The organism is Pseudomonas sp. PDM27, assembly GCF_019219205.1.
GTDB classification, from domain to species: Bacteria; Pseudomonadota; Gammaproteobacteria; order Pseudomonadales; family Pseudomonadaceae; genus Aquipseudomonas; species Aquipseudomonas laurylsulfatiphila.
Window position 1 is genome coordinate 282,142 of record NZ_JAHUWF010000001.1, and the last position, 24,989, is coordinate 307,130.

Consider the following 24,989-nt stretch of genomic DNA (forward strand, 5'->3'; position numbering starts at 1 on the left):
GGCTGCAGGCAGCCGCTGTTATTCGTTGATGCGACGGGCCAGGCTATTGGCGCTTGCAATCAGCACCCGGCGGTAGTCGTTGTAGTTTTTCTTCGCATCGGCCCGTGGGGCGACGATGCACAGGGTCGCGATGGCCACGCCGTCGGGGTTTTTGACCGGCGCGGCGAAGCAATGGGTAAAGGTGTCGGCGACGCTATCGAAGGAAAAGAACCCATCGATACCGGCCTGACGGATTTCCTTGAGGAACTGCGCAAGCTCCAAGCGTTCGCCATCGGGCAGGATGAAGTCGTCGTGGTCGATCAGGTCGACGATCTCCTGGTCGCTCAGGTGCGCCAGCAACAGGCGTCCGGAAGCGGTCCAGGGGATGGGTGCGTTTTCGCCGATATCCGAAGAAATGCGGAAATGCCGCTCGCCTTCCTTCATCAGTGCCACGGTGTATTTGCGCCCGTTGAGCAGGCACATCTGCGCGGTTTCATGGGTCTGGCTGACGATGTCCTGCAAGGCGTGATCGGCCTCGCGGGTCAGGTCGAAATGGCGCAGGTGTGCTTGCCCGAGAAAGTACAGCTGACGACCGAGGTAGACATGACCGTCCTTGCCCACCGGCTCCAGGATCCGCCGTTCCAGCAGCGAGGCCACCAGTTCGTAGACCGTGGATTTGGGGCTGCCGATGCCGTTGGCAATATCGTTCGGGCGCAGGGGCTGGCCGATCTCCTTGAGAAAATCGAGGATATCGAACGCCCGGTCCAGACCGCGTGCCCGGCGCTTGATGGTGTCTTCGGTCATTTCAGTATGCTCACTCATTGATGCCCTGTAGGAGCTGCCGCAGGCTGCGATCTTTTGATCTTGCCTTTGGGCCCGTGCAAAAAACGGCAAAAGATCGCAGCCTTCGGCAGCTCCTACAAGAGCCGGCGAGAATCAGGCCTTTTTCTTGTACGCGATGCAGTCGATCTCGACCTTGCAGTCGACCATCATGTTCGCCTGCACACAGGCCCGTGCCGGGGCGTGCTCGGGTTTGAAGTACTCGGCGAAGACCTTGTTGAAACTGGTGAAATCCCGCGGATCCTCCAGCCACACGCCAGCACGCACCACATCTTCCAGGCCATAACCGGCCTCCTGGAGAATCGCGATCAGGTTCTTCATGGTCTGGTGGGTCTGTTCGACAATCCCGCCAGTAATGATCTCGCCGTCCACCGCCGGCACCTGCCCGGATACGTGCAGCCAGCCATCGGCTTCAACGGCGCGGGCGAAAGGACGAGGCGTGCCGCCTGCAGCGGCGCTGCCGGTGCCGTAACGAGTAATGCTCATGAGTGTTTCTCCTGATTGAAAATTGAAGGATCAAAAACGGGTGCTTTTGAGAAATTCCGCCAGTCGCGGCGATTGCGGGCGCTCGAACAGGTCCTTGGGCGGCCCTTGCTCTTCGATACGTCCCTGATTCATGAAGACGATCTTGTCCGAGACCTCGAAGGCAAAGCGCATTTCGTGGGTCACCAACAACATGGTCATGCCGTCTTCGGCCAGGCCCTTGATCACGCTCAGCACTTCGCCGACCAGTTCCGGGTCCAGCGCCGAGGTCACTTCGTCGAACAGCATCAGGCTCGGGTTCATCGCAATCGCCCGGGCAATCGCCACGCGCTGCTGCTGGCCGCCGGACAACTGACCGGGAAAGTGGTCGCGCCGTTCCAGCAGGCCGACACGCTCCAGCCATTTCTCGGCCAGGGCCACGGCCTCGTCCTTGTGCAGTTTCTTCACCTTGAGCAGGCCCAGGGTGACGTTCTGCAACGCGGTCAGGTGCGGGAACAGGTTGAACTGCTGAAACGCCATGCCGGTCATGGCGCGATGCCGGGCGATGACTTTTTCCGGGTGCCGCACACGCTTGCCGTTAATGTCGTCATAGCCGATGGACTCGCCATCGAGCAGGATCTGCCCGCCCTGGAATTCTTCGAGCATGTTCACGCAGCGCAGCAATGTGGTCTTGCCCGAACCGCTGGAACCGATCAAGGTCACCACGTTGCCGCGCTGCATGCTCAGGTCGACGCCCTTGAGCACTTCGAGCTGGTCGTAACGCTTGTGCAGGCCGCGAATGTCCAGCAGGGGTTGGCCGTTTTGTGCATGATTTTGTGCATGTGTTTGAGTCTGAGTCATGGCAAAGCCACCCGCTTTTCAATGTGCCGGCCGAGTAACTCGATGCCGTAGTTGATGACGAAGAACAGGAAACCGGCGAACAGGTAAAACTCCAGGGTCATGAAGGTCCGGGCGATGATCTGCTGGGTACTGAGCAGCAATTCCGCCACGCCGATCACCGACAACAGGGTCGAAGCCTTGACGATCTCGGTCGACGAGTTGACCCAGGTCGGCAGGATCTGCCGCAACGCCTGGGGCAACAGCACATAACCCAGCGCCTGGTAGAACGTCAGGCCGATGGCCTTGCTCGCCTCCATCTGCCCGCGCGGCAATGCCTGCAAGGCGCCGCGCACGATCTCGGCGACGTGGGAGCCGCAAAACAGGGTCAAACCCAGCGCACCGGCCTGGAACGCGCCGATCTGCCAGCCCAGCGCCGGGGCCATGTAAAAGCACGCCAGCACCAGCACGAAGACGGGTGTGCCGCGAATCACATCGACATAAAAACGAAACGGTGCGCGCATCCAGAACTTGCCGTAGGTCAGCACCAGCCCGGTGACGACACCCAACAGCGTGCCGAGCAGAATCGCCAGCACCGACACCTGGACACTGGTCAGAAAGCCTTGCCACAGCACTTCCCGCGCCACCCACAACTCATGCAACCAACTGGGGGATTCGTACATGGGTAGCTCCTATCGGCGAATCGCCAGACGCTGTTCGAGGTAACGCAGCATCATGGCAATGAGGTAACAGGCCGCCACATAGAGCGCCGTGGTCACCAGCCAGGTTTCAATCACCCGGTAGCTCTCGACATTGATCTTGCGCGCGTAATAGGTCAGCTCCGGCACGGCAATCGCCGCCGCCAGCGAGGTGTCCTTGAACAGCGAAATGAAGTTGTTCGACAAGGCCGGCAACACATTGCGCAGCATCACCGGCACGGTGACATAGGCCTTGACCTGCCACTCGCCCAGCCCGATGGCCAACCCGGCTTCGCGCTGGCCCTTGGGAATGCTCAGCAAACCGCCGCGGAACACTTCGGTCAGGTAGGCCCCGGCATACAGCGACAGGGTGATGATGAACGAGGGAATCTTGTCCAGGCGGATGCCCAGGCTTGGCAGCGCAAAGTAGATCAACAGAATCAACACCAGGATCGGCGTGTTACGAATCACCGTGACATACACCGACGCCATCACCCGCAATGCGCGGTGCCTGGACAGCAAGGCAAACGCCATCATCAGGCCGATCACGCAGCCGATGGCGATCGACACCAGCGCCAGTTCAAGGCCCAGGCCGAGCCCCGCCAGCAAGGTGTCGAAGTCGCGCCAGACGGCGGCAAAGTTCAACTGATAGTTCATGGTCAGCAGTACCTGAACGGGGCGATTCATCACCGCCCCGCTCTCACGGGATCATTGAAATTCGACGGGGAAACCAATCTTTGGCGAAGGCAGGTCGACACCGAACCACTGCTTGAACGACGCCGCGTAAGTCGGGAATTCAACACCGGTCATGGCTTCATGCAGGGTGGTGTTGACGAAATTCAGCCAGTCCTGATCGCCGCGCTTGACCGCGCACGCATAGGTCTGCGGGCTCCAGGCGTAGGCCGGGCTGCGATAACGGCCAGGGTTCTGCACCATCAGGTACTTCACCGAAGACTGGTCGGTGGCCGCCGCGTCGGCCCGGCCGGAGTTCACGGCCTGGTACATCAGGTCCACACTGTCGTACTGATCGACCTTGGCCTTGGGCAGCGCCTGGTGCACCAGCTCCTCGGCGTAGACGTTTTGCAGCACTGCCACAGTGATGCCATCACCAGCGGCCTGCATGTCGTCGATCTCCTTGTACTTGCTGTTCGCCGGCAACAGCAGGCCGACACCTTCGCGGTAATACGGCAGCGTAAACGCCACTTGCTGGGCGCGGCTGGCGGTCACAGTGATGAACTGGCAGCTCATGTCGACTTTGTCGGTCAGCAGGTTGGGGATACGCGCGTCGGACGATTGCACCACGAACTCGACTTTGCTCGGATCGTTGAACAACCCCTTCGCCACCATGCGCCCGATATCAATATCGAATCCCTGCAACTTGCCATCCGCGCCCTGGAAATGCCACGGCGCATTCGTGCTGCCGGTGCCCACAATCAGTTTGCCGCGGGCCAGAACGCTATCGAGCTTGCTGTCCGCCGCCTGGGCCACGCCCATGGCAGCGGCTGAAGCTGCGAAAAGAAAAACACACGCTTTGAACAAGGATGGTCGGCGATGCATGGCAAGCACTCCAGGGTGATGTGTATTCCGCTATACCGGAACTTGGTATGTAACAGCGGAATAGACAGCAGAAAGTGTGCCACAGGAAGTGGAGCGTTTCCCAGTGCATTCGAAAAATGAGCGCAATCAACAAGATGGAAATTCGTCGAGTTCGAGACGTTACCCATCGCCTCGATAGCGAGCGCTACCGTTGGCTACAAGGAACGGGTACCCGGACCCCAATCCTGTGCACAGTCGCGGCAGTTACCCCATTTCCTGACTGCTTTTGATTAAAGGATTCACTTCCAGTCCCCCCCTGTGCTATTTGACAGGGAATTTTTTTGGCAAATGGCCATCCTATTGCCTTTACCGACGATCACCACCACGCTGGTGATCGGCATCCAGGCAGCCGGGAACCGGATTGGACAACGCCGGATTCGACTGCTTTTATTCAAGTTCAAGATGGAATGAACTGCTGCTGGCGACCCTGTGCGCCAGCCTTTCACGATGCTCCAGGAGGGTTAATGTCTTTTAAGGTCATGATGGTATTCGGTACGCGTCCGGAGGCCATCAAGATGGCTCCACTGGCGCGGGTCTTGCGTAACTGGCCCGGAATCGAACTGAACATCTGCTCCACCGGCCAACACCGGGAAATGCTCAAGCAAGTGCTCGACTCGTTCGAATTGGCGGTCGACGAAGACTTGCAGGTAATGACCCAGGGCCAGACCCTCAACGGACTCTCCGAACAACTGCTGGGGCATCTCGACAAAGCCTATGCGCGGGTGCATCCGGACATCGTGCTGGTACACGGCGACACTACCACCAGCTTCATTGCCGCCCTCGCCGCCTTCAATCGCCAGATACCCATCGGTCACGTCGAGGCAGGCTTGCGTACCGGCAATTTGCGCGCTCCCTGGCCGGAGGAAGCGAACCGGCACCTGACCGGTGTCATCGCCGACCTGCATTTCGCGCCGACCATCAACAACGAAGACAACCTGCTGCGCGAAGGTGTGCCCAAGGCCAACATCGAGGTCACCGGTAATACGGTGATTGACGCGCTGGTATGGATGCGCAATCACCAACAGCAAGTCCACTGGCACCCGGCCGCCGACTCGCCACTGGCCGTGCTCGACGACACCAGGCGCATGGTGCTGATCACCGGGCACCGCCGGGAAAACTTCGGCGGCGGCTTTCGCAACATCTGTCTGGCCCTGGCCACCCTCGCCGAACGTTATCCCGATGTGCAATTCGTCTATCCGGTGCACCTCAATCCACAGGTGCAGAAAGCGGTCTACAGCGTTCTCTCGGACAAACCCAATATCTATCTGGTGGCGCCGCAGGATTACCAGCATTTCGTCTGGCTGATGGACCGCGCGTATTTCATCCTCACCGATTCCGGTGGCATCCAGGAAGAAGCCCCCGCCATTGGCAAACCGCTGCTGGTACTGCGCGATGTCACGGAACGGCCATTGGCGCTTGAAGGCGGAACAGTGGTGCTGGTGGGCACCGATACCGACCGTATCGTCAGGGAATCAAGCCTGTTGTTCGATGATGACGCCACGTTCCAGCGCATGAGTCGAGTCCATAGCCCTTATGGCGACGGACACGCCAGCGAGCGCATCGCCAATCGCCTCGGCATCTGGCTGAAACACCGTGCGGTGGCGGGTAAAGCCGTATGAGCCTGGCGTTTGTCGACTTCTTTGCCTATGCGTTGTTCGGACTCAAATACCTCGCCATTACCCTGGCCTTGCTGATGTTCATTCTCGGGCTCGATGACCTGTTCATCGACCTGGTGTACTGGACCCGCAAACTGATCCGACGCTGGCGGATCTATGAAAAATTCAGGCGCGCCGATGAAGAGCGGCTGTACTCCATCGGCGAAAAGCCCCTGGCGATCATGGTACCGGCGTGGAACGAAGTCGGTGTGGTCGGTGAAATGGCGCGCCTGGCCGCCTCGACCATCGACTACGAGAACTATCAGATTTTCGTCGGCACCTACCCCAACGACGCCGAGACCCAGGCCGACGTCGACGCGGTGTGCCGGCATTATCCCAACGTGCACAAAGTGGTGTGCGCCCGTCCCGGCCCTACCAGCAAGGCCGACTGCCTGAACAACGTGATCGACGCCATCCTGCGTTTTGAAAACGATGCAAAGATCCAGTTCGCCGGTTTCATCCTGCACGATGCCGAGGACGTGATTTCACCCATGGAGTTGCGCCTGTTCAACTACCTGCTGCCGGCCAAGGACCTGATCCAGATTCCAGTCTATCCCTACGCGCCGGAGTGGAATGGCTTCACTGCCGGGCACTACGTCGACGAGTTCGCCGAGAACCATGGCAAGGACGTCATCGTGCGTGAAGCACTGACCGGGCAAGTGCCCAGCGCCGGGGTCGGCACCTGTTTCAGCCGTAAGGCCATCAGCGCCCTGCTCGAGGACGGTGACGGTATCGCCTTCGATGTGCAGAGCCTGACCGAAGACTACGACATCGGTTTTCGCCTCAAGCAAAAAGGCATGAAGTGCATCTTTGCCCGCTATTCGGTGACCGACCCGAAACTGGCACTGGAACAACCCTGGGTGTTCGGCATGGACCGCGCGTTTTCCCAGGTGATCTGCGTGCGCGAGCACTTTCCCCGGGACTTGCAGTACGCGATCCGGCAGAAGTCGCGCTGGATCGTCGGCATTGTGTTCCAAGGCACCAAGAATCTGGGCTGGAGCCGCAAAGGCCTGCTCAATTATTTTCTGTGGCGCGACCGCCGTGGCCTGATTGCGTACCTGTTGAGCTTCCTGGTGAACATACTGCTGGTGGTGTTGCTGGCGATGTGGCTGGTCACCGTGATCGCGCCGGATGCCTGGCGGTTCCCGTCGATCCTCGACGACAGCGCCTTGCTGGCGAGCCTGCTGTGGCTCAATGGCCTCATGCTGCTCAATCGGCTTTTCCAGCGTGGCTGGTTTGTCACCCGTTTCTACGGGCTGGGCGAAGGGCTGCTGTCGGCCCCCCGGATGGTGTGGAGCAATTTCGTCAACTTCTTCGCCAACCTTCGGGCGTTGCGCCAGGTGATGGAAATGGGCGATTCCCGTCGCGTCGCCTGGGACAAGACCACTCATGAGTTTCCGGCCCTGGCCGAAGCCCAGCGCACCCCGCTGGGCCATCGCCTGGTGGAAAAAGGCCTGCTCTCTGAAGATCAACTCGAAGCCGCGATCACCAACCCGGTGCGTCGACGCCTGGGTCAGGAATTGCTGCTGCGCGGGCACATCGACACCACGCAACTGGTGCAGGCCCTCGCCGAACAACTGGACCTGGAATGGGCCCCGCTCAACCCGTTCAAACTCGACAAGCGCCTGATCGCTGCGGTGCCTCGCAAGATCGCCACGCACTATGGTGTGCTGCCGGTCGCCGAGGAAGGCGACACCCTGGTGCTGGCGTCCGAAGGGCCGGTCAGCCAGGTGTCCCTGGGGGCCATCAGCCGTCAACTGAAACGCCCCGTGCGTTGCCGTCTCGCACCACAAGGCCGGGTGACGCTGGGGATCCGCTACTGGTACGCCAGCCCTCGTCAAAGCGAGGAGGTGCATCAGATGCTTGAGGTGCTTGAGAGAAATCAGGACGACGAAGACCTGATCGAGCGCGTCAGCCATCACCAGGTGTTGCTGGGCAACCTGTTGCAAGTACGCGGCATGGTGCCGCCCACCCTGTTCAATCAGGCGCTGATCGATTTCGATGCGGAAAAAATGTCTTTAGGTGAACACTTGATTGAACGCGGCATGATCACACAGGAAATTCTCGAACAGGCCTTGGTCGATCAGGCGAGTGAGCAGCACGCTGCCTACTGCATTGCCCGGGAGGCTGCATGAAGCCTGTCCATCGTCAGACCTTGATGGCCGGTAGCCTGTTGCTCTGCCTGAACACGACAGCATGGGGGCAAGCCGAACCCATGACCGATTTCGATCAGTTCCGCAGTTACCCCTATATGGACCGCAGTTACCGCGAAGCGAAAGCCGGCAACTGGAAGGAAGTCGAACGGCTGATGCGCCATCTGCTGAGCAAAGTGCCGGGAAACGATGAGGCACGGGCGCTGCTGGTGCAGTCGCTGGTCAAGCAGCAACGCTACGAAGACGCCGTGCAAGCGCTGCAGGATACCCCTGCCAACAGCGACACCCTGCTCAACCTGCGACTGGCCTGGATCGAACAGGATCCGCCGGACACAAAACAGGTGGAGCAATGGATAGCCTCCAGCAATCCGGAGCATCGCGTGCGCCTGTGGCAGGCCTACAGCGCGAGCCTGGCCAAGCGTGGTGGCGCTGCCTCGGCCCATGACTGGCTGGCCCAACTGACACCCAAGGGGGATGAGCGAGCGCTGCAACAGGCCCGGGCCAACTGGTCCGAGCAATTGCGCGATTGGGATGGCACCATCAAGGAGCTCGCGCCCCTGGCCGCGAACCAGCAACTCGATGCCCAAAGCTGGCAACGCCTGGCCAACGCCTACGTGCAACGCCTCGACGAGCAACCCTTGCAGCAATTGCTGCAAACGGCGCCAAGCCCGGAAGCTGCGCGCAAGACCCGACTGGCCATGGTCGACCGGGCGATTGCCATGGGTCACCTCCAGCAGGCGCAACGCTGGATGCAAACGCTGCCGCCCGCCGACCTGGCCGATCCGGCGCAACGCCAGCGCCTGTGGGAACTGGCGCGGCAAACCGGTGACAGCGCAACGGTTCAACGCTTGAGTGGTGAGTTGCAGCGGCCGTGCCTGGAGACCGCCGACTGGCTGTCGCGTCGTGATCGGCAAGCGGCGCTGACCCAGTTGAAAGCTTGCCGGCCCGAAGAAAATCCGCAAGCCTGGCTGGTCCTCGCCCAGCGCCTGCAAGCCACTGACCTCCTGCAAACGACCCGTCTGCCGGAGCCCTGGGACACGCAACGCCGCGAACAGCTGCTCGCCGCCTGGCAGGATGAAGGCCGCAGCGACAAAGTCATGGCCTACCTCGCCAGCCAGCCGCAGACCGCCGACGTGGTCAAACGTCGCGCTGAACTGCTCCAGGCATCGAATCACGATACCGAAGCGGCGGCATTCTGGGAGCGGCATTACCAGCAGACAGGCAACCTCAACTCGCTCAATCAGGCGACCTACCTGGCGCTCAAAGCCGGCCAGCGGGAACATGCGCAACAGTTGCTCGAGAGCGCCTTCGACCGCCACGGCGGCAAGCTGCCGACGCCCCTGCTGCAACGGTTGGCGGGGTTGTATGCCGCATCGACACCGACCACGGCACAACAGCAACGCATCGTTACGTTGCTCAACCGCGTCGACCCCGCCACTCGCGGGCAACTGCTGGCGCAACTGGCGGAAAACGGCCAGTGCGGCGCGGTTCAACAGGCGATTGGCGATAACCCGCAAGCCGCGGGCGACTACCGCGCCCTCGGTCGCTGTGCAATGCCCGAGCGTCCCGGCGAAGCGGTGGTGTACTACCAGACCGCCGAAAAAATGGGTGACCAGAACACCCGCCTGCCACTCGCCTACGCCCTGGAAGCCTCTGGAGACTCGGCGGGTGCCCTGGCGATCTGGCGCAGCATTGCGGACGCTGAACTCAGCGACAATGCCCGCCTCACCGCCAGCCGTAGTGCCCTGAGTATCGGTGACACGCAAACGGCCGAACGTTACTGGCAACTTAGCCGCACCCGTGGCGCCAATGAGTGGACGTTGGGCGCGGCGATTGCCGATGCCCGGGGCGATCACGCTCTCGCACTGCAGCGCCAGCGTTCCGCCCTGCAACTGGTACCGGATGCCGAGCATTACTATGCTGCGTCGGTCACGGCGCAAAAGGCCGGCGACCTGCAGCAGAGTAACGAATGGCTTGCCGAAGCGGTACGCCGTGAGCCGGACAATCCCCGATATCGTGCCGACTACGGCGTGCGCCTGGCCGGGGCCGAGACCAAGGCAGAACGCGCCAGCTCCATCCCGTATCTGCAACGCGCCACCCAGGACTTCCCGGAAGACTATCGCCTCGGCGAAACACTGGCCTGGCGTTACGACGAGGTCGAGGACAGCGCCTCGGCGCGCAAGGAACTGGAACGCGTGATTGACCTGGAGCAGAACCCGGTGGCCGCCGATGACGAGGAAGGTAGCATGGAGGCACGGCGCTATCGCCAGCGTCGCGCTCACGAAAGCCTGTCCCGTCGCGACTCATTCACCATCGCCAGTACCTGGTCGCCGGCCGGGATATCGACCAACGATTTCGTGCGCCCTGACCAGAGCACCGGCACGCAGCGACGCTCCAGCTCGCAGAACGTGCAACTGGCCATGTGGGACCACGCACTGGGCGATGAACCCAGTCGCGCCGGCAGCACGCTGTCGGTCTATGGCCGTTTGCTGCTTGGCGGTGTGGGCCGGTCGAGCTATGCCGAATCCCTGGGTACCGGCGTCGGCCTGCGCTACAAGCCCTGGGGCACAGCCAACATCAACTTCTATGGCGAGATCTACAAACAAAGCCAGTTCGATGACCAAGACAACCATGGCCTGAGCCTCGGCCAAATGCTGGTCCCCGACAAGGTATCCGATCAGGCCGAGGATCACCGCGATGATGGCCACACCACCACCGACTATCTGCTGCGGTCAACGGCGTCGTTCCTTGATCAGGGTCGATTCCGCAACGATTGGCGGGTCGATGAAAGCGATTGGGAGGAGCGCTTCCTCTACCTCGACGCGGCGTGGTGGACCAAGGCCGGCGACCATCAATGGCTGTCGCGCTTCCAGCAAGGTCACACCTGGAAGCTGCCGTTCAACGGCGCGCAAACGGTCATGCCATACGGTTTCCTTGAATTTGCCAGCCAGGACCCGAGCAACGACTGGCGCCAGGATCTGCGCACCGGTCTGGGCTTGCGTTGGCAATGGTGGTTCAACGATGACATTTACAACGCCTATCGCGCGCACCTGACGGTGCGCACCGAGTATCAACAAGCGTTGGGCGGCAATCTGTATGACGGCGGCAACGGTGTGCTGGTCGGCGTGGAGTTGAACTTCTGATGAAGCGACTTCTTTTGGCTTTGTGCCTGTTGTTGGGCGCCACGGCGCCCCATGCCGACGAACGGATTTTCTATCAGCCGCTCAACGCCGATGCCAGCCTGAGCCAGGCGCAATGGCAGCGAATCTGGCAGGACACCGCCCACCAGGGCGTGCATACGGTGATCGTGCAATGGACGGCCTATGGCGATTCGGACTTCGGCGGCGCCGACGGCTGGCTCGCCGGCAGCCTGAAACAGGCCCAGGCCCAGGGCCTGAAACTGGTGCTGGGCCTGCACATGGACCCGGCCTATTACCAGCGCATCAATGAACTGGACAGTGCCGGTCTGGCAACGTACTGGCAAACGCAACTGGGGCAGTCGCTGGCCCGGCAGCAGAAGCTGCGCAAGGACTGGAAACTCCCGGTCAGTGGCTGGTATCTGCCCATGGAACTGGATGACCTGCACTTTCTGCCGCTGGATCGCCGGCAAAAGTTGCAACGCCAGCTCAAGGATTTCGCCGGCAAGCTCGACGCGCCGCTGCACATCAGCGTCTTCAACGTCGGCAAACTGTCGCCACAGGTGAATGGCCGGTGGCTTGGGGAATTGGCCAGCGCAGGGATTCAAGTGTGGTGGCAGGACGGAGCCGGCACCGGACGCTTGCCAGCCATGGTTCGCAACGGCTATGCCCAAGCCCTGCCCTGCTCCATCGGCATCGTCAGGGAAGCCTTTCGCCAGGTCAGTGTTGCCGGGCAACCCTTTCGTGCCGAACCCATGCCCCCCCAATCCACATCGCCGGGCTGCCACCCGACGTCGGTTTTCTCCCTGCGCTACCGGCCGTGGGGTAAGGTGATTCTCGACAACCAGCACAACAGCAAGGTCGGCGATGTACAAAACCATTGAAGACGAAGTGCTGAGAAAGTCGGCGCCGGCCAAGCTCAAAGCCGAGTTCCTCCAGCATGAATTTGATCGGCTACGCTCCTTTTGCGTATTGATCTATATCGCCAGCATTGCAATCTGGATTGCTTACGACCTGATCCTCAGTTTCATCGGCGGACAACCATTCACCTGGCTTTCGCTGGTGTTTATCGGCGCCTTCGCGACTTTCGTCATCATCCTTCGGCTGATCCGCGATGCCCGGCATTTCCAGACGCTGAACCTGCTGTTTGTGTTTGCCATGGCATTCGGCACGCGACTGCTCACCGAAGGCCTGCCCGACGATCACCAACCCGGATGGCTGTTGCTGGCGGCTTCGACCACCCTGTTCACGGCCTCGGTATTGCCGCTGAACCGCTGGTCGTTCTTTGCCGCGCAAATCGTCACCTGGTCGTTTCTCAACCCGTTCTACAACACGGATCTCGGACACATGGAGCTGAGGGGGGTGATGGCCATCAGTTACTCGGCATTTATCTGCGGCCTGACCATCTACAGCTTCCTGACACTGCGCAAGGCCAAGCTGTACAACTTCATCATGTCCAAGCTGCTGCTGGACCAGGCCTACATCGACACCCTCACTGAAATCCCCAATCGCCGCTCGTTCATGACCCGCGCCAACCAGCATTTGAACAAAGTGCCGCGGGAGAACGACCACTACCTGGCGATGGTCGATATCGACAATTTCAAGAAGGTCAACGACGTCCATGGCCATGACATTGGCGACGAGGTACTCAAGCGCATCGCCCAGGACATCAAGTCGGTGATGACCCGTCACGAATATGCGCGCCTCGGTGGCGAGGAGTTCGCGGTTTACCTGGCCGGGGCTCGCCGCGAAGACGTCGAGGCGCTGGCCGCTGAATTGTGTCGGGTGGTGCGCGAACAACCCACTCGACACCCGGTGACCATCAGCATCGGCCTGGCCCGGGTGCTCGACGGCGACACGCTGAACCAGGCGCTGGTCAAGGCAGATGAAGCCTTGTATGAGGCAAAGCATACGGGGAAGGATCGGTATACCTTTCATCAATGAACTGATCTATCTCACACTCTGCACTGAGCGTTTCTCATCGGTACCGAACGTTAGGCGTCCATTGAAAAAAGATCTGTTTAAACGCGAAAAAACTGATCACTACTGTCAACTATGACAGTAGACGCTTCGAAGCATAGGAGGAAATACTGGCCGTAACCTTCTGTCGACACCAAAGGGAATCGGACATGAATACGGCCAGAACTCTACTTTTTTGCACAACGCTGGGAATGGGTTTAACGGGCTGCAGCGTCCATCAGGACGCGACTGTTTCTACGGTCAACGAAGAGTGCCGCGACTTGGTCGACAGAGGGCGCATTGGCCAGAATGGCCCGGAAGTTTGCGTCACAACTCCCCTTTCAAAAAGTGCCACATCCATCTCCGGGACTGTCGTTGGCACCAAGGCCACAGGCCCGTTCATCGTAACGGCGGTAACCAGCGATGGGGACATCTTGAAACAGGTACCTACTCTGTCGAACCTCAACTTCACGATGTCTCAATTGAATCTGCAAAACCTGCCAGGCAAGGGCATTTCATTTTCGGTGTTTGTAAACGATATCAGTTCACCGCCTACCAACCTGGTCATTGGCCAGGAGCCACCCTCAACATGCTTACGTAACACTCCAAACTATCCGCTATGCGGTACTCACCCGGGCGCAATCTTTTTTCCGATTAAAACATCCATCACCACTATTTTTTCAGTCCCGGCGGGGGAGCAATACGGCGGGGCGACGCTGATACCCTACCTGATGGGTCTGAACCCGATTCGTTGGAAGGCAGACCGATATATCGGCTATTTTTCAAACGTTCCAGCTCCGATAAAGCCAGGGGAAGTGCAAACCGTTTATGCGACCATTAACGACGACGAATCATTTGCCTACCCGGTCAACCAGACTGTTCTGCCAAGTCAACCGTAACAGTGAGCTGACCTAGTGCTTGAATGACGTCATCACCCGTTCGGCATTTTCATCGCAACTCATGCCCTCAGGCTTCGCCTGGATGGTGTCGATCCACCCCAGCAACTGCGCCTTGCTATGGGCCAGGTGCCGTTGCATCTCTTCGATCTGCTCGACCTTGCGAAGCAGGCCCGCCATCAGTTCATCATGCTTGAACGCACCGGTCACATTATCCGGGAGCAACTGCTTGAGTTCTTCCAGGCTGAAACCGGCCTGTTGTGCGCATTGGATCAGTTGCAGGGTTTGCAGCGCCTGTTGCGAGTAACGCCGATACCCGTTGGCAGAACGCTCGACCTGCCGGATCAAGCCCTGAGACTCGTAAAAACGGATGCGTGATGCGGTCAGGCCGCTCAACTGCGCCAATTCACCAATTTTCATTGCGGCCTCATTTACCTGCTTGACATTAAAGTTAACTTTAAGCTTAGCCTCTACTCATCAGTATGAGGAGTCAAGCATGTCACCCTTCCAAACCTTGAATTTGCCCAACGGCCAGACCATCGCCAATCGCATTGCCAAAGCCGCGATGGAAGAGAACCTTGCCGACACCGGACAGGCGCCTTCCGCCCCGTTGTTTCGCTTGTATCAGGCCTGGGCCGAGGGCGAAGCCGGGCTGTTGTTGACCGGCAACGTAATGATCGATCGCCGCGCCATGACCGGTCCCGGTGGCGTGGTGCTGGAAGACGAGCGCGACCTTGAACGCTTTCGCCAATGGGCCCGCATCGGCCGGGCCGGCGGTGCGCACTTCTGGATGCAACTCAACCACCCTGGCCGCCAGACCATGGCCAACCTCGGCCAGCAAGCACTGGCGCCGTCGGCGGTTGCGCTGGATCTCGGCCAGTTCTCGAAGATGTTCGCCGAACCCAAGCCCATGGGCGAGGACGACATCCAGGAGGTGATCCGCCGTTTCGCCAGCAGCGCCGCACTGGCGGAGAAAGCCGGTTTTACCGGCGTGCAGATCCACGCCGCCCATGGCTACCTGCTCAGCCAGTTCCTGTCGCCGCTGACCAATCGACGCACTGATCGCTGGGGTGGTTCGCTGGAGAATCGCGCACGCCTGCTGTTGTCCGTCGTCGAGGCGGTTCGCCAGGCGGTGTCGCCGCAATTTTGTGTGTCGGTAAAGCTCAATTCAGCGGATTTCCAGCGCGGTGGTTTCGATGCCGATGATGCACGGCAAGTGATCCAGTGGCTCAACGAACAACCGATCGACCTGCTGGAACTCTCCGGTGGCAGCTACGAAGCACCGGCCATGCAAGGCGAGGCCCGTGATGGTCGGACCCTGGCCCGGGAGGCGTACTTTCTGGAAATGGCCGGTGATCTGGCCAGCGTGGCGCGCATGCCAGTGATGGTGACAGGCGGGATCCGGCGCCTGGCAATCGTCGAACAGGTCCTCGACAGCGGCATCGCCATGGCCGGCATCGGCACCGCGCTGGCCGTGGAGCCGCACCTGGTCAAGCATTGGCGCGAAGGCAAGAACAGCCACCCACAACTGCCGCCAATCCGCTGGAAGCGCAAACCCCTGGCGGCGCTGGCGAGCATGGCGGTGGTGAAGTTCCAGCTGCATCGCTTGAGCCGTGGGCGCAAAACCCGACCTGAGGTCTCGGCGCTATGGGCGTTGATTGTCGACCGGTTGTATATAGGCAAGCGTACCCGGCAGTATCGGCAGGCGATGGGTAAGTAATCCAGAATTGATGTTGACTGATCCACCGCCTTCGCGAGCAAGCCCGCTCCCACATTCGGAATGCGTTCCCCCCTGTGGGAGCGGGCTTGCTCGCGAAGAGGCCAGCCCGGGCAAAGGAGAGCTCAGCCCGGAATCAGCTCGTCGATGTGCCGATACTCGGCCTGCAACTGCGCCGCCAACACCCTGCTGCGCCCGAGCCTGATCGGTCCGCGCTCGATGTCGATCAACAGCCCCGGACACTCAAGCACAGGCAGCAGCGACCAGTCCTTCAGCCGGCCATCGGTCACCAGCAGCAACCGCTGCTGCTCTGCCGGAAAACGTTTCTGCCGCGCGGCAAGCCACTGCCCTGCTTCGCCCAATGCCGCCAGCAACGGCGTGCCACCACCCGCGCCAAGGCCATCAAGCCAAAGGCGCAGCCCCGTCGAGGCCTTCAATCCCTGCACCTGCCACTTGGGGGCAGCACCGCTGGCCGTGAGCAACGCCAGTCGCGCACGCTGGCGATAGGCATCGTCGAACAACTGCGCCAGCAAGCCCTTGGCGTCGCTCAATGCCTGATGACGGCGGGTCGATGCGGAGGCATCGACTATCACCAGCCACAGTTCATGGGACGAACGCGTGCGCAGTTGAAACATCAGGTCGTCGCGCTGACGCGGCCGGCCATTGAGCAATGTACCGGGCCAGTTGACCGAGCCATTGCGTGCGGCGTGACGCTTGCCCTGCTTGCCGTGGTCCAGCCGCCCGGCTCGGGGTCTGGCATTCGCCCCCGCGTCGCAGCGAGGGCGAATGCCTAGGGCTTTTTTGGCCAGCTCGGCACTTCACGTCGGGCGCCGGTCGCCAGCGCCTGGGCAGGCAATTCGCCCCACTGGCCCTGCCCTTCGCTCGGGTTGGCCTGCTGCGGCGCGGAGGGCTGCGGCGCGTGGGATGGCTGAGGCGCTGGAGCTGAATGCTCGCGCCGACGATGGCGCAAGGCGAATTCGGCGACGGCGTCGATATCTTCCTCGGCGATCGCGTTCGCCCCGCGCCAGGCGGCGTGAGCCCGGGCGGCACGCAGCCAGACCAGGTCGGCGCGCAAACCATCGACGCCAGCGGCAAAGCAGCGCTCGGTAATCCTGGCCAGAGCCTGGTCATCGAGGGGGATGCTCGCCAGGGCGTTGCGTGCGTGCTGGCAACGTTCACGCAGAGACGCCTGCGCCGCTTCCCATTCGGCGCAGAAACCTTGCGGATCGCTGTCGAAATCCAGGCGACGGCGGATGATCTGGCCTCGTTCGGCCGGTGCTGTGTGGCCACCAAGGGCGACATTCAGGCCGAAACGGTCGAGCAGTTGCGGACGCAGTTCACCCTCTTCAGGATTCATGGTGCCAATCAGCACGAACTTCGCCGAGTGCCGATGGGAAATGCCGTCACGCTCGACCAGATTGGTGCCGCTGGCGGCCACATCGAGCAGCAGGTCAACGAGGTGATCAGGCAACAGATTGACCTCGTCGACGTAGAGCACGCCACCGTCAGCCTTGGCCAGCACGCCGGGCGAGAACTGAGCCCGCCCCTCGCCGAGCGCCGCGTCGAGATCGAGGGTGCCGACCAGGCGCTCTTCGGTGGCGCCCAGCGGCAATGTGACGAACTGACCGCTGGCCAGCAGGTCCGCCAGACCACGGGCCAGGGTCGACTTGGCCATGCCGCGCGGGCCTTCGATCAGGACACCGCCGATTTTCGGATCTATGGCGGTGAGGTACAGGGCCAATTTCAAATCGTCGGCGCCGACCACGGCGGAGAGCGGGAAATGCGGGGTGTCGGTCATTGTTCTATCTCGGTCATGGTCGGTGATGTCATAGACACCTGTATCCCTGTGGGAGCGAGCTTGCTCGCGATGGCGTTTGTCCAGTCGAAGAAGATGTTGCCTGACAGACCGCTATCGCGAGCAAGCTCGCTCCCACAGGTTCAAGCGTGTCAGCTGTCTTCTTCTATATCCAGCAACAGATTCTCCAATGCCTCACGGTAGGCGCCCGGCTCCTTCCACATTCCGCGTTGTTGCGCCTCGAGCATGCGTTCCGTCATATCGCGCAAGGCATGGGGATTGTGTTCACGGACAAAATCCCGGGTGTCAGGGTCGAGCAAATAGGCGTCGGCCAGCAACGCGTACTGGTGATCGTCGATCAACTGCGTGGTGGCATCGAAGGCGAACAGATTATCGACGGTCGCGGCCATTTCAAACGCACCTTTGTAGCCGTGGCGCTTTACCCCATCGAGCCACTTCGGATTGGCCGCCCGGGAACGGATCACCCGGTTCAGCTCTTCCTTCAAGGTGCGAATCTTCGGCAGGTCCGGCTGACTGTGATCGCCATGATAACTGGCCGCCGCCTCGCCTTTCAGGCTTTCCACCGCCGCGAGCATACCGCCCTGGAACTGGTAGTAATCGTTGGAGTCGAGCAAATCGTGCTCGCGGTTATCCTGGTTTTGCAGTACGGCCTGTACCTGGCTCAGGCGCTGGCTGAACTGTTCACGGGCGGCGGTGCCTTCGTCGGAACTGCCGTAAGCGTAGCCGCCCCAGTTGAGGTAAACCTCGGCCAGGTCCTCGCGGGTTTGCCACAGGCGACCATCGATGGCGCCCTGCACGCCTGCACCGTAGGCACCGGGCTTGGCCCCGAAAATCCGCCAGCCGGCCTGACGTCGTGCAGCGTCTTCATCCAGCCCGGCCTGCAGCAAGGTTGCACGTTCGGCACGCACCTTGGCCGCCAACGGATTGAGGTCGTCCGGCTCATCCAGGTCGGCCACCGCTTGCACCGCCGCGTCAAACAGGCGGATCAGATTGGCAAAGGCATCGCGGAAGAAACCGGACACGCGCAAGGTCACGTCGACCCGAGGACGGTCGAGCAAACTCAACGGCAGAATCTCGAAATCATCGACCCGCTGGCTGCCGGTGGCCCAGACCGGGCGCACGCCCATCAACGCCATGGCTTGGGCGATGTCATCGCCACCGGTGCGCATGGTCGCGGTGCCCCACACCGAGAGACCGAGCTGGCGCAGATGATCGCCGTGGTCCTGCAGGTGCCGCTCCAGAATCAGGTTGGCCGACTGGAAACCGATGCGCCACGCCGTGGTGGTCGGCAAATTGCGCACGTCCACCGAGTAAAAGTTGCGCCCGGTGGGCAGCACGTCCAGGCGACCGCGACTCGGCGCACCGCTGGGGCCGGCCGGGACGAAGCGACCGCTGAGGGCGTCGAGCAGACCGCGCATTTCCGCTGGGCCGCAGGCGTCCAGGCGCGGGGCGACTACTTCGCGCAAACCATCGATGATGGCCTGCACTTCATTCCAGCCTGCCCCTTGTGGGAGCGGGCTTGCTCGCGAAAGCGGTGGGTCAATCGACATCAATGTTGAGTGTTCAACCGATTCGCGAGCAAGCCCGCTCCCACAGGGGTTATTCAACGCGTCCGAAATCAATTGCGCGGCAAACAGTTCCAGGCGCTCGCGGGTATCGCCCGCCGTGCGCCAGGTATCTTCGCTGATGTCCACAAGAGCCTCGGGACGCGACCCGATCCATGGCTCGGCCAGCGCACAATCCAGTGGATCAAACCCCAACGCAAACGCCTTGGCCAGCGCCCGCAGCAGACTCGATTGCGCGCCTCGGCCATCGCCCCGTGGAATGCGCAACAACGCCAGCAAGGTGTCGATACGCAAGCGCCCGGTGGGCGATTCGCCGAACACATGCAGGCCGTCGCGGATCTGCGACTCTTTCAAGTCGCACAGGTAAGTGTCGAGTCGCGGCAACCAGATCGCTGCGTCGGCATCGCTGTCGAGTGGCTCGTCCAGTTGCAGTTCACGGTCGATGTGCGAGTCGCGTACCAGTTGCAGGATGTCGCGTTGCAACTCCCGAGCGCGGCGCGGATCGAGCAACTGCGCTTCGTAATATTCGTCCGCCAAGAGTTCGAGGTTGCGCAGCGGACCGTAGGTTTCGGCGCGGGTCAGCGGTGGCATCAGGTGATCGATGATCACCGCCTGGGTGCGCCGCTTGGCCTGGGCGCCCTCGCCCGGGTCATTGACGATGAACGGATAGATGTTCGGCAGCGGCCCGAGCAGCGCATCCGGCCAGCAGTTTTCCGACAGCCCCACGCCCTTGCCCGGCAGCCATTCGAGGTTGCCGTGCTTGCCGACGTGGATCACGCCGTGGGCGCCATAGGTGTGGCGCAGCCAGAAGTAAAACGCCAGGTAGCCGTGGGGCGGGACCAGGTCCGGGTCGTGATACACCGCACTCGGGTCGACCTGATACCCCCGCGCCGGTTGAATGCCGACGAAGGTCAGGCCAAAGCGCAGGCCAGCGATCATCATCCGTCCGCTGCGACACATCGGGTCGTTTTCCGGCGCGCCCCAACGCTCGAGCACCGCCGCACGATTGGCTTCGGGCAGGGCATTGAACATCCCCAGATAGTCGTCCATCCCGAGGCTTTGCCGGCACGGACGCAGGTCGAGGGTATCGAGATCGTTGCTGACGCCGCCCAGCAATTGCTGGATCAGCGCAGTGCCGCTGCCCGGCAATTCGGCCGGCAACGGATAACCTTCGGCATGCAGTGCCCGCAGGATATTCAGCGCCGCGGCCGGGGTGTCGAGACCGACGCCATTACCGATGCGCCCGTCGCGGGTCGGGTAATTGGCGAGAATCAAGGCAATGCGTTTTTCAGCGTTAGGCACCCACGCCAGTTCGACCCAGCGCCGCGCCAGTTCGGCAACGAAGTCCATGCGCTCCGGTTGCGGCCGGTAGCAGACCACATCCGACTGGCTGCGCTCACTGCGCCACGCCAGGTCCTTGAAGCTGATCGGGCGACTGATGATGCGCCCGTCCAGCTCCGGCAAGGCAATGTGCATCGCCAGATCGCGCGGGCCAAGCCCCTGTTCACTGGCGCGCCAACCCGGCTCGTTGTCCTGGGCGCAAATCGCCTGGATCACCGCAATATTGCGACGGAACGGCCGCAGGTGCGGCGCCTCGGGACTGGACTGGGCGAAACCCGTGGTGTTCAGGATCACCGAGACGCTGGCCTCATCCAGCCAGTCCTCAACGGCGCCCAGGCAGCCGGGCTCTTTCAGACTGGCCAGCGCAATCGGCAACGGATTCAACCCCGCGGCCTGTAAGCGCTGGCAAAAAACATCAATGAAAGCAGTGTTCGCCGCCTGCAAATGCGAGCGGTAAAACAACACCGCCGCCACCGGGTGATCGGCGTGCCAGTCGGCCTGCCAATCGCTCAGTGCGGCAGAGTGTTTGTGCGGATGGTAGATGGCGGTGCGCGGCAGGGTTTGCGGCTCGCCCCAGGTGTAATCGCGCGCCAGCCAGCGGTTGGCCAGGCAGCGGAAGAAATCCAGGGCGTTACCCATGCCGCCCTGACGCAGAAATTGCCAGAGCCGGTCGCGATCCTCGGCGCCGACGGTACTCAGGTCGCTGAGCTCCGGGTCCGGGCGGTCATCGCCCGGCACCAGAATCACCTGCACGCCGCGCTGGGACAGCTCGACCAGGCGCTCGATACCGTAACGCCAATAGGCGATGCCGCCGTGCAGCGAAATCAGGATCACCTTGGCGTGACGCAACACCTCATCGACGTACAAATCGACCGAGGCATGGTTCTGCACCTGCATCGGGTTGGCCAGGCGCACACTCGGGTAATCCTCGGGCAACTGCTGCGCCGCCTCGGCGAGCAGCGCCAGGCTGGAGTCGCCGCTGCACAGGACCACCAGCTCGGCGGGGGTTTGTCCAAGGTCGGCGATGTTGTCATCCGACACGAAACCGCCGGGCTGGGTCCTGAGCAGGTGCATGGGTTACACGCTGAGCGCAGCGCGCAATTGCGCTTCGAGCACGGCGGCGTCCAGTTCCTGGCCGATCAGCACCAGACGGGTGATGCGCGCCTCTTCGGCACCCCACTGGCGGTCGAAGTGCTTGTCGAAACGCGTGCCCACGCCCTGGATTAGCAGGCGCATCGGTTTGTTCGGGACGGCGGCGAAACCTTTGACCCGCAGGATACCGTGCTGGACCACCAACTGGGTCAGCGCGTCCATCAGCAGGCTTTCGTCGGCTTGCGGCAGTTCGATGGAGATCGAATCGAAGGCGTCGTGATCGTGGTCGTCATGATCATCGTCGCCATCGTGATGATGGTCGTGGTGGCTGTGGCGACTGTCGATGTGTTCTTCGGAGCCGGCACCCAGGCCGATCAACACGTCCAGTGGCAGGCGACCGCTGCTGGCTTCGATGATTTTCACCGCTGGCGGCAACTCTTCGGCGACTTCCAGGCGCACGCGGGCCAGGTCGGCCGGGTTGATCAGGTCGGATTTGTTGAGAATCACCAGGTCGGCGCTGGCCAGTTGGTCGGCAAACAGCTCGTGCAATGGCGATTCGTGGTCCAGGTTCGGGTCGAGTTTGCGCTGGGCATCGACCTGATCCGGGAAGGCGGCAAAGGTGCCGGCGGCCACGGCCGGGCTGTCGACCACGGTGATCACCGCGTCAACGGTGCAGGCACTGCGGATTTCCGGCCACTGGAATGCCTGGACCAGAGGCTTTGGCAGGGCCAGGCCCGACGTTTCGATGAGGATGTGGTCGAGATCGCCGCGACGAGCCACCAGTTCGCGCATCACCGGGAAAAATTCTTCCTGGACGGTGCAGCACAGGCAGCCGTTGGCCAGTTCATAGACACGGCCGTTGGCTTCTTCTTCGGTGCAACCGATGGAGCACTGCTTGAGGATTTCGCCGTCGATGCCCAGCTCGCCAAATTCGTTGACGATCACTGCGATGCGGCGCCCTTGGGCGTTGTCGAGCATGTGCCGCAGCAGCGTGGTTTTACCCGAGCCGAGAAAGCCTGTAACGATGGTGACGGGAAGTTTGGCCAGTGTTTTCATCGGATGCCCTATGGCTAGGTGGCGGGCATACGGGACGACGACCGGCAACGCAGATGCGCGTGCCTGAAGAGTTCGCCACCGGATCACCCCGCCCGGTTGAATTTGAGAATCTGTGTCGAGGCAGGTCTCCTGGCTGACGGTGTGCCGGCCTTGGGCCTGGCATTCGCTGCGCCTTCCCGCCGGCCTCATGGATTGAGCCTGCAGTGGCGTGGCAACGAACATCACCGTTCACAGTTGCGGGGGCAGCCGCGGCATCGACCGCGTTCCCTTCTTAGCTTCGACAAACGCCGAAGAACCTCGAAAGCGCAAGGCTACGCATGGTATTGGGGCGGGTCAATGTTCACGTGACTTCTGCGGTGTGCCCTTCGCGAGCAAGCCCGCTCCCACATTTGATCGGGCTCTTTCAGAGGAAAAGGGTCGGTGTGGGAGCGGGCTTGCTCGCGAAGAAAGCGACTCGGTTTCCAGTTGAGAACCCTTGCCAATTGACGCCCAACCCTCGCCCATGCTCTCCTACGCATCTTGTTACGGGTGCCCTTCACAGGGTGAAACGGGAAACCGGTGAATCATGTGCTTTACTCTAAAGCCATGTCAGTCCGGTGCTGCCCCCGCAACGGTAAGCGAGCGAAGCATCAGATCCACTGTGCCACTGCGGCATGGGAAGGTGGTGTTTTCAGGTTCAGGCCCAAGCCTTTGCCCCTCGTGAGCCCGGAGACCGGCCCGCAACATAAAGTGACCATAACGATCACTGAAACAACAAACCCGCGGTGGGCGGGCGCTGTTTGAAACGCTGCGCGCCTGGTCGTGCAGTTTTTTGCATGCGCTCTTGATTCCCCGCTGACAGACCAGAGGGAAACGCCATGTCGATCATCAGCAGCACCGGCCACACTACAGCCAGCACCACTTCTACCCTGACTCAACGTCTGACCGCCGCCGTCTGCGCGTCGATCCTGGGCGCGTGCCTGGTGTATTTCGCCGGTTTCTCGCACATCGAAGCGGTGCACAATGCCGCCCACGATACCCGTCACAGCTCCGCGTTCCCGTGCCATTGAGACCTGCTGACATGATCAAGCGTATTGCGCAAACCGCAGGTTTCACCGGGCTGCTGGCCGCCCTGTTGCTGACCCTGCTGCAAAGTTTCTGGGTCGCGCCCCTGATTCTTCAGGCCGAAACCTACGAAAAAGCCGAACCGGCTGCCGTTGAAATGCATGAACACGCCGATGGCGCGATGGCTGCCCACACCCACGACGCCGAAGCCTGGGAACCGGAAGACGGCTGGCAGCGCGTGCTGTCGACCACTGGCGGCAACCTGGTGGTGGCCGTCGGTTTCGCCCTGATGCTGGCCGGCCTGTACACCTTGCGTGCGCCGACCAAAACTTCCCAGGGCCTGCTCTGGGGCCTGGCCGGCTATGCGACCTTCGTGCTCGCGCCGACCCTCGGCCTGCCACCTGAACTGCCAGGCACGGCCGCCGCCGATCTGGCACAACGACAACTGTGGTGGATCGGTACCGCCGCCTCCACCGCCGTCGGTATCGCGCTGATCGTGTTCAGCCGTCACTGGCTGATGAAAGTCCTCGGCGTGGCGATCCTTGCCGTTCCCCATGTGATTGGCGCACCGCAGCCGCAAGTGCATTCGATGCTCGCTCCGGAGGCACTGGAAACCCAATTCAAAATCGCTTCGCAACTGACCAACGTGGCGTTCTGGCTGGCCCTGGGCCTGATCAGCGCCTGGTTGTTCCGTCGCAAAAGCGATGGCCCATACCACGCATGACGGACGTCAGCACAGCGCCGACCCTGGTGGTCGGCCTGGGCTGCCAAAAGGGCTGCCCCGTCAGTACCTTGCTGGCGCTGCTCGACCAGGCACTGGAGGCGCACCAGATTGCCCGCCATGAAATCAAGGCCCTGGCCAGCATCGATTCGAAGCGCGACGAACCTGCACTGATTGAACTGGCGCAGCAGCTTGGCCTGGAATTGATGTATTTCAGCAGTGAACAACTGGCCCCCTATGAGCCGCAACTCAGCCATCAATCGCAAATAGCGTTTGAACGCACCGGTTGCTACGGCGTGGCGGAAAGCGCCGCACTGGCCCTGGCCGAACAACTGGCCCAGGCCCCGGCAAAACTGCTGATTCCCCGACAAAAATATGCCCAGGCAACCCTGGCATTGGCTGGCGCGGCATAAAATCCCCGATAA

Annotated in this window: 22 protein-coding genes and 2 riboswitches; of the genes, 11 read left to right on the forward strand and 11 right to left on the reverse strand. The window is 61.5% G+C overall.

Going from position 1 to position 24,989, the window contains the following annotated elements:
• Positions 1-18: 18 nt before the first annotated feature.
• The 6 genes from KW838_RS01405 to KW838_RS01430 all read right to left on the reverse strand — a co-directional run bounded on the left by KW838_RS01405 (position 19) and on the right by KW838_RS01430 (position 4,373).
• Positions 19-783 (reverse strand): IclR family transcriptional regulator, encoded by a 765-nt coding sequence (locus KW838_RS01405; protein WP_102702095.1) that lies wholly within the window; start codon positions 781-783, stop codon positions 19-21.
• A 132-nt stretch (positions 784-915) separates the two neighbouring features.
• On the reverse strand, positions 916-1,305 hold the full coding sequence (locus tag KW838_RS01410; protein WP_218500103.1) for a RidA family protein: 390 nt from the start codon (positions 1,303-1,305) through the stop codon (positions 916-918).
• 30 nt (positions 1,306-1,335) lie between these two features.
• The gene (locus KW838_RS01415; protein ID WP_218500104.1) at positions 1,336-2,142 is read right to left on the reverse strand and encodes an amino acid ABC transporter ATP-binding protein; all 807 of its coding nucleotides are present in this window, start codon (positions 2,140-2,142) and stop codon (positions 1,336-1,338) included.
• Positions 2,139-2,801, reverse strand: a complete 663-nt coding sequence (locus tag KW838_RS01420) for an amino acid ABC transporter permease (protein WP_218500105.1) — start codon at positions 2,799-2,801, stop codon at positions 2,139-2,141. Before KW838_RS01420 ends, KW838_RS01415 begins: the two co-directional genes overlap by 4 nt.
• A gap of 9 nt (positions 2,802-2,810) precedes the next feature.
• The gene (locus KW838_RS01425) at positions 2,811-3,473 is read right to left on the reverse strand and encodes an amino acid ABC transporter permease (protein WP_033047866.1); all 663 of its coding nucleotides are present in this window, start codon (positions 3,471-3,473) and stop codon (positions 2,811-2,813) included.
• 51 nt (positions 3,474-3,524) lie between these two features.
• The gene (locus KW838_RS01430) at positions 3,525-4,373 is read right to left on the reverse strand and encodes a transporter substrate-binding domain-containing protein (RefSeq protein WP_218500106.1); all 849 of its coding nucleotides are present in this window, start codon (positions 4,371-4,373) and stop codon (positions 3,525-3,527) included.
• A 327-nt stretch (positions 4,374-4,700) separates the two neighbouring features.
• Between KW838_RS01430 and KW838_RS29360 the strand changes: the two genes are divergently transcribed.
• The 7 genes from KW838_RS29360 to KW838_RS01460 all read left to right on the forward strand — a co-directional run bounded on the left by KW838_RS29360 (position 4,701) and on the right by KW838_RS01460 (position 14,215).
• On the forward strand, positions 4,701-4,823 hold the full coding sequence (locus KW838_RS29360; RefSeq protein ID WP_256358691.1) for a hypothetical protein: 123 nt from the start codon (positions 4,701-4,703) through the stop codon (positions 4,821-4,823).
• Between the two features lie 53 nt (positions 4,824-4,876).
• Positions 4,877-6,031 carry a non-hydrolyzing UDP-N-acetylglucosamine 2-epimerase gene (wecB, locus tag KW838_RS01435; RefSeq protein ID WP_102702100.1) on the forward strand — a complete coding sequence of 385 codons (1,155 nt, stop codon included), beginning with the start codon at positions 4,877-4,879 and terminating at the stop codon, positions 6,029-6,031.
• On the forward strand, positions 6,028-8,202 hold the full coding sequence (nrfB, locus tag KW838_RS01440; RefSeq protein ID WP_218500107.1) for a cyclic di-3',5'-guanylate-activated glycosyltransferase NrfB: 2,175 nt from the start codon (positions 6,028-6,030) through the stop codon (positions 8,200-8,202). Before wecB ends, nrfB begins: the two co-directional genes overlap by 4 nt.
• Positions 8,199-11,363 carry a tetratricopeptide repeat protein gene (locus KW838_RS01445; RefSeq protein WP_218500108.1) on the forward strand — a complete coding sequence of 1,055 codons (3,165 nt, stop codon included), beginning with the start codon at positions 8,199-8,201 and terminating at the stop codon, positions 11,361-11,363. Before nrfB ends, KW838_RS01445 begins: the two co-directional genes overlap by 4 nt.
• Positions 11,363-12,241 carry a DUF4434 family protein gene (locus KW838_RS01450; RefSeq protein ID WP_102702103.1) on the forward strand — a complete coding sequence of 293 codons (879 nt, stop codon included), beginning with the start codon at positions 11,363-11,365 and terminating at the stop codon, positions 12,239-12,241. The genes KW838_RS01445 and KW838_RS01450 overlap by 1 nt, the downstream gene beginning before the upstream one ends.
• Entirely contained in the window at positions 12,225-13,301 is a 1,077-nt protein-coding gene (locus tag KW838_RS01455; RefSeq protein ID WP_218500109.1) for a GGDEF domain-containing protein, read from the forward strand. The genes KW838_RS01450 and KW838_RS01455 overlap by 17 nt, the downstream gene beginning before the upstream one ends.
• 185 nt (positions 13,302-13,486) lie before the next feature.
• A complete protein-coding gene (locus KW838_RS01460; RefSeq protein ID WP_218500110.1) occupies positions 13,487-14,215 on the forward strand; it encodes a hypothetical protein in 729 nt (242 codons plus the stop codon).
• A gap of 12 nt (positions 14,216-14,227) precedes the next feature.
• On the opposite strand, the gene KW838_RS01465 is transcribed toward KW838_RS01460, so the two are convergent.
• A complete protein-coding gene (locus KW838_RS01465; protein WP_218500111.1) occupies positions 14,228-14,632 on the reverse strand; it encodes a MerR family transcriptional regulator in 405 nt (134 codons plus the stop codon).
• Between the two features lie 76 nt (positions 14,633-14,708).
• On the opposite strand from KW838_RS01465, the gene KW838_RS01470 reads away from it, so the two are divergent.
• Positions 14,709-15,932 (forward strand): NADH:flavin oxidoreductase/NADH oxidase family protein, encoded by a 1,224-nt coding sequence (locus KW838_RS01470; RefSeq protein WP_218500112.1) that lies wholly within the window; start codon positions 14,709-14,711, stop codon positions 15,930-15,932.
• A 122-nt stretch (positions 15,933-16,054) separates the two neighbouring features.
• On the opposite strand, the gene KW838_RS01475 is transcribed toward KW838_RS01470, so the two are convergent.
• The 4 genes from KW838_RS01475 to cobW form a co-directional block, all read right to left on the reverse strand.
• Positions 16,055-16,600, reverse strand: a complete 546-nt coding sequence (locus KW838_RS01475; RefSeq protein ID WP_218500113.1) for a VWA domain-containing protein — start codon at positions 16,598-16,600, stop codon at positions 16,055-16,057.
• A 119-nt stretch (positions 16,601-16,719) separates the two neighbouring features.
• Positions 16,720-17,727 carry an ATP-binding protein gene (locus KW838_RS01480; RefSeq protein ID WP_218500114.1) on the reverse strand — a complete coding sequence of 336 codons (1,008 nt, stop codon included), beginning with the start codon at positions 17,725-17,727 and terminating at the stop codon, positions 16,720-16,722.
• 149 nt (positions 17,728-17,876) lie between these two features.
• Positions 17,877-21,725, reverse strand: coding sequence for a cobaltochelatase subunit CobN (gene cobN, locus KW838_RS01485; protein ID WP_218500115.1), 3,849 nt, complete (start codon positions 21,723-21,725; stop codon positions 17,877-17,879).
• Between the two features lie 3 nt (positions 21,726-21,728).
• Positions 21,729-22,799 (reverse strand): cobalamin biosynthesis protein CobW, encoded by a 1,071-nt coding sequence (gene cobW, locus KW838_RS01490; RefSeq protein ID WP_102702111.1) that lies wholly within the window; start codon positions 22,797-22,799, stop codon positions 21,729-21,731.
• A 101-nt stretch (positions 22,800-22,900) separates the two neighbouring features.
• Positions 22,901-23,114: riboswitch (cobalamin riboswitch) on the reverse strand.
• A 194-nt stretch (positions 23,115-23,308) separates the two neighbouring features.
• A riboswitch (cobalamin riboswitch) is annotated at positions 23,309-23,535 on the forward strand.
• A 121-nt stretch (positions 23,536-23,656) separates the two neighbouring features.
• Between cobW and KW838_RS01495 the strand changes: the two genes are divergently transcribed.
• From KW838_RS01495 to KW838_RS01505, 3 genes are read left to right on the forward strand one after another with little or no spacing between them, the layout of a single operon-like run.
• The gene (locus KW838_RS01495) at positions 23,657-23,848 is read left to right on the forward strand and encodes a CbtB-domain containing protein (protein WP_007974650.1); all 192 of its coding nucleotides are present in this window, start codon (positions 23,657-23,659) and stop codon (positions 23,846-23,848) included.
• Positions 23,849-23,859: 11 nt separating this feature from the next.
• Positions 23,860-24,567, forward strand: a complete 708-nt coding sequence (locus KW838_RS01500; protein WP_218500116.1) for a CbtA family protein — start codon at positions 23,860-23,862, stop codon at positions 24,565-24,567.
• The gene (locus tag KW838_RS01505; RefSeq protein ID WP_015094887.1) at positions 24,564-24,977 is read left to right on the forward strand and encodes a cobalamin biosynthesis protein; all 414 of its coding nucleotides are present in this window, start codon (positions 24,564-24,566) and stop codon (positions 24,975-24,977) included. Before KW838_RS01500 ends, KW838_RS01505 begins: the two co-directional genes overlap by 4 nt.
• The last annotated feature ends 12 nt before the right edge of the window (positions 24,978-24,989 follow it).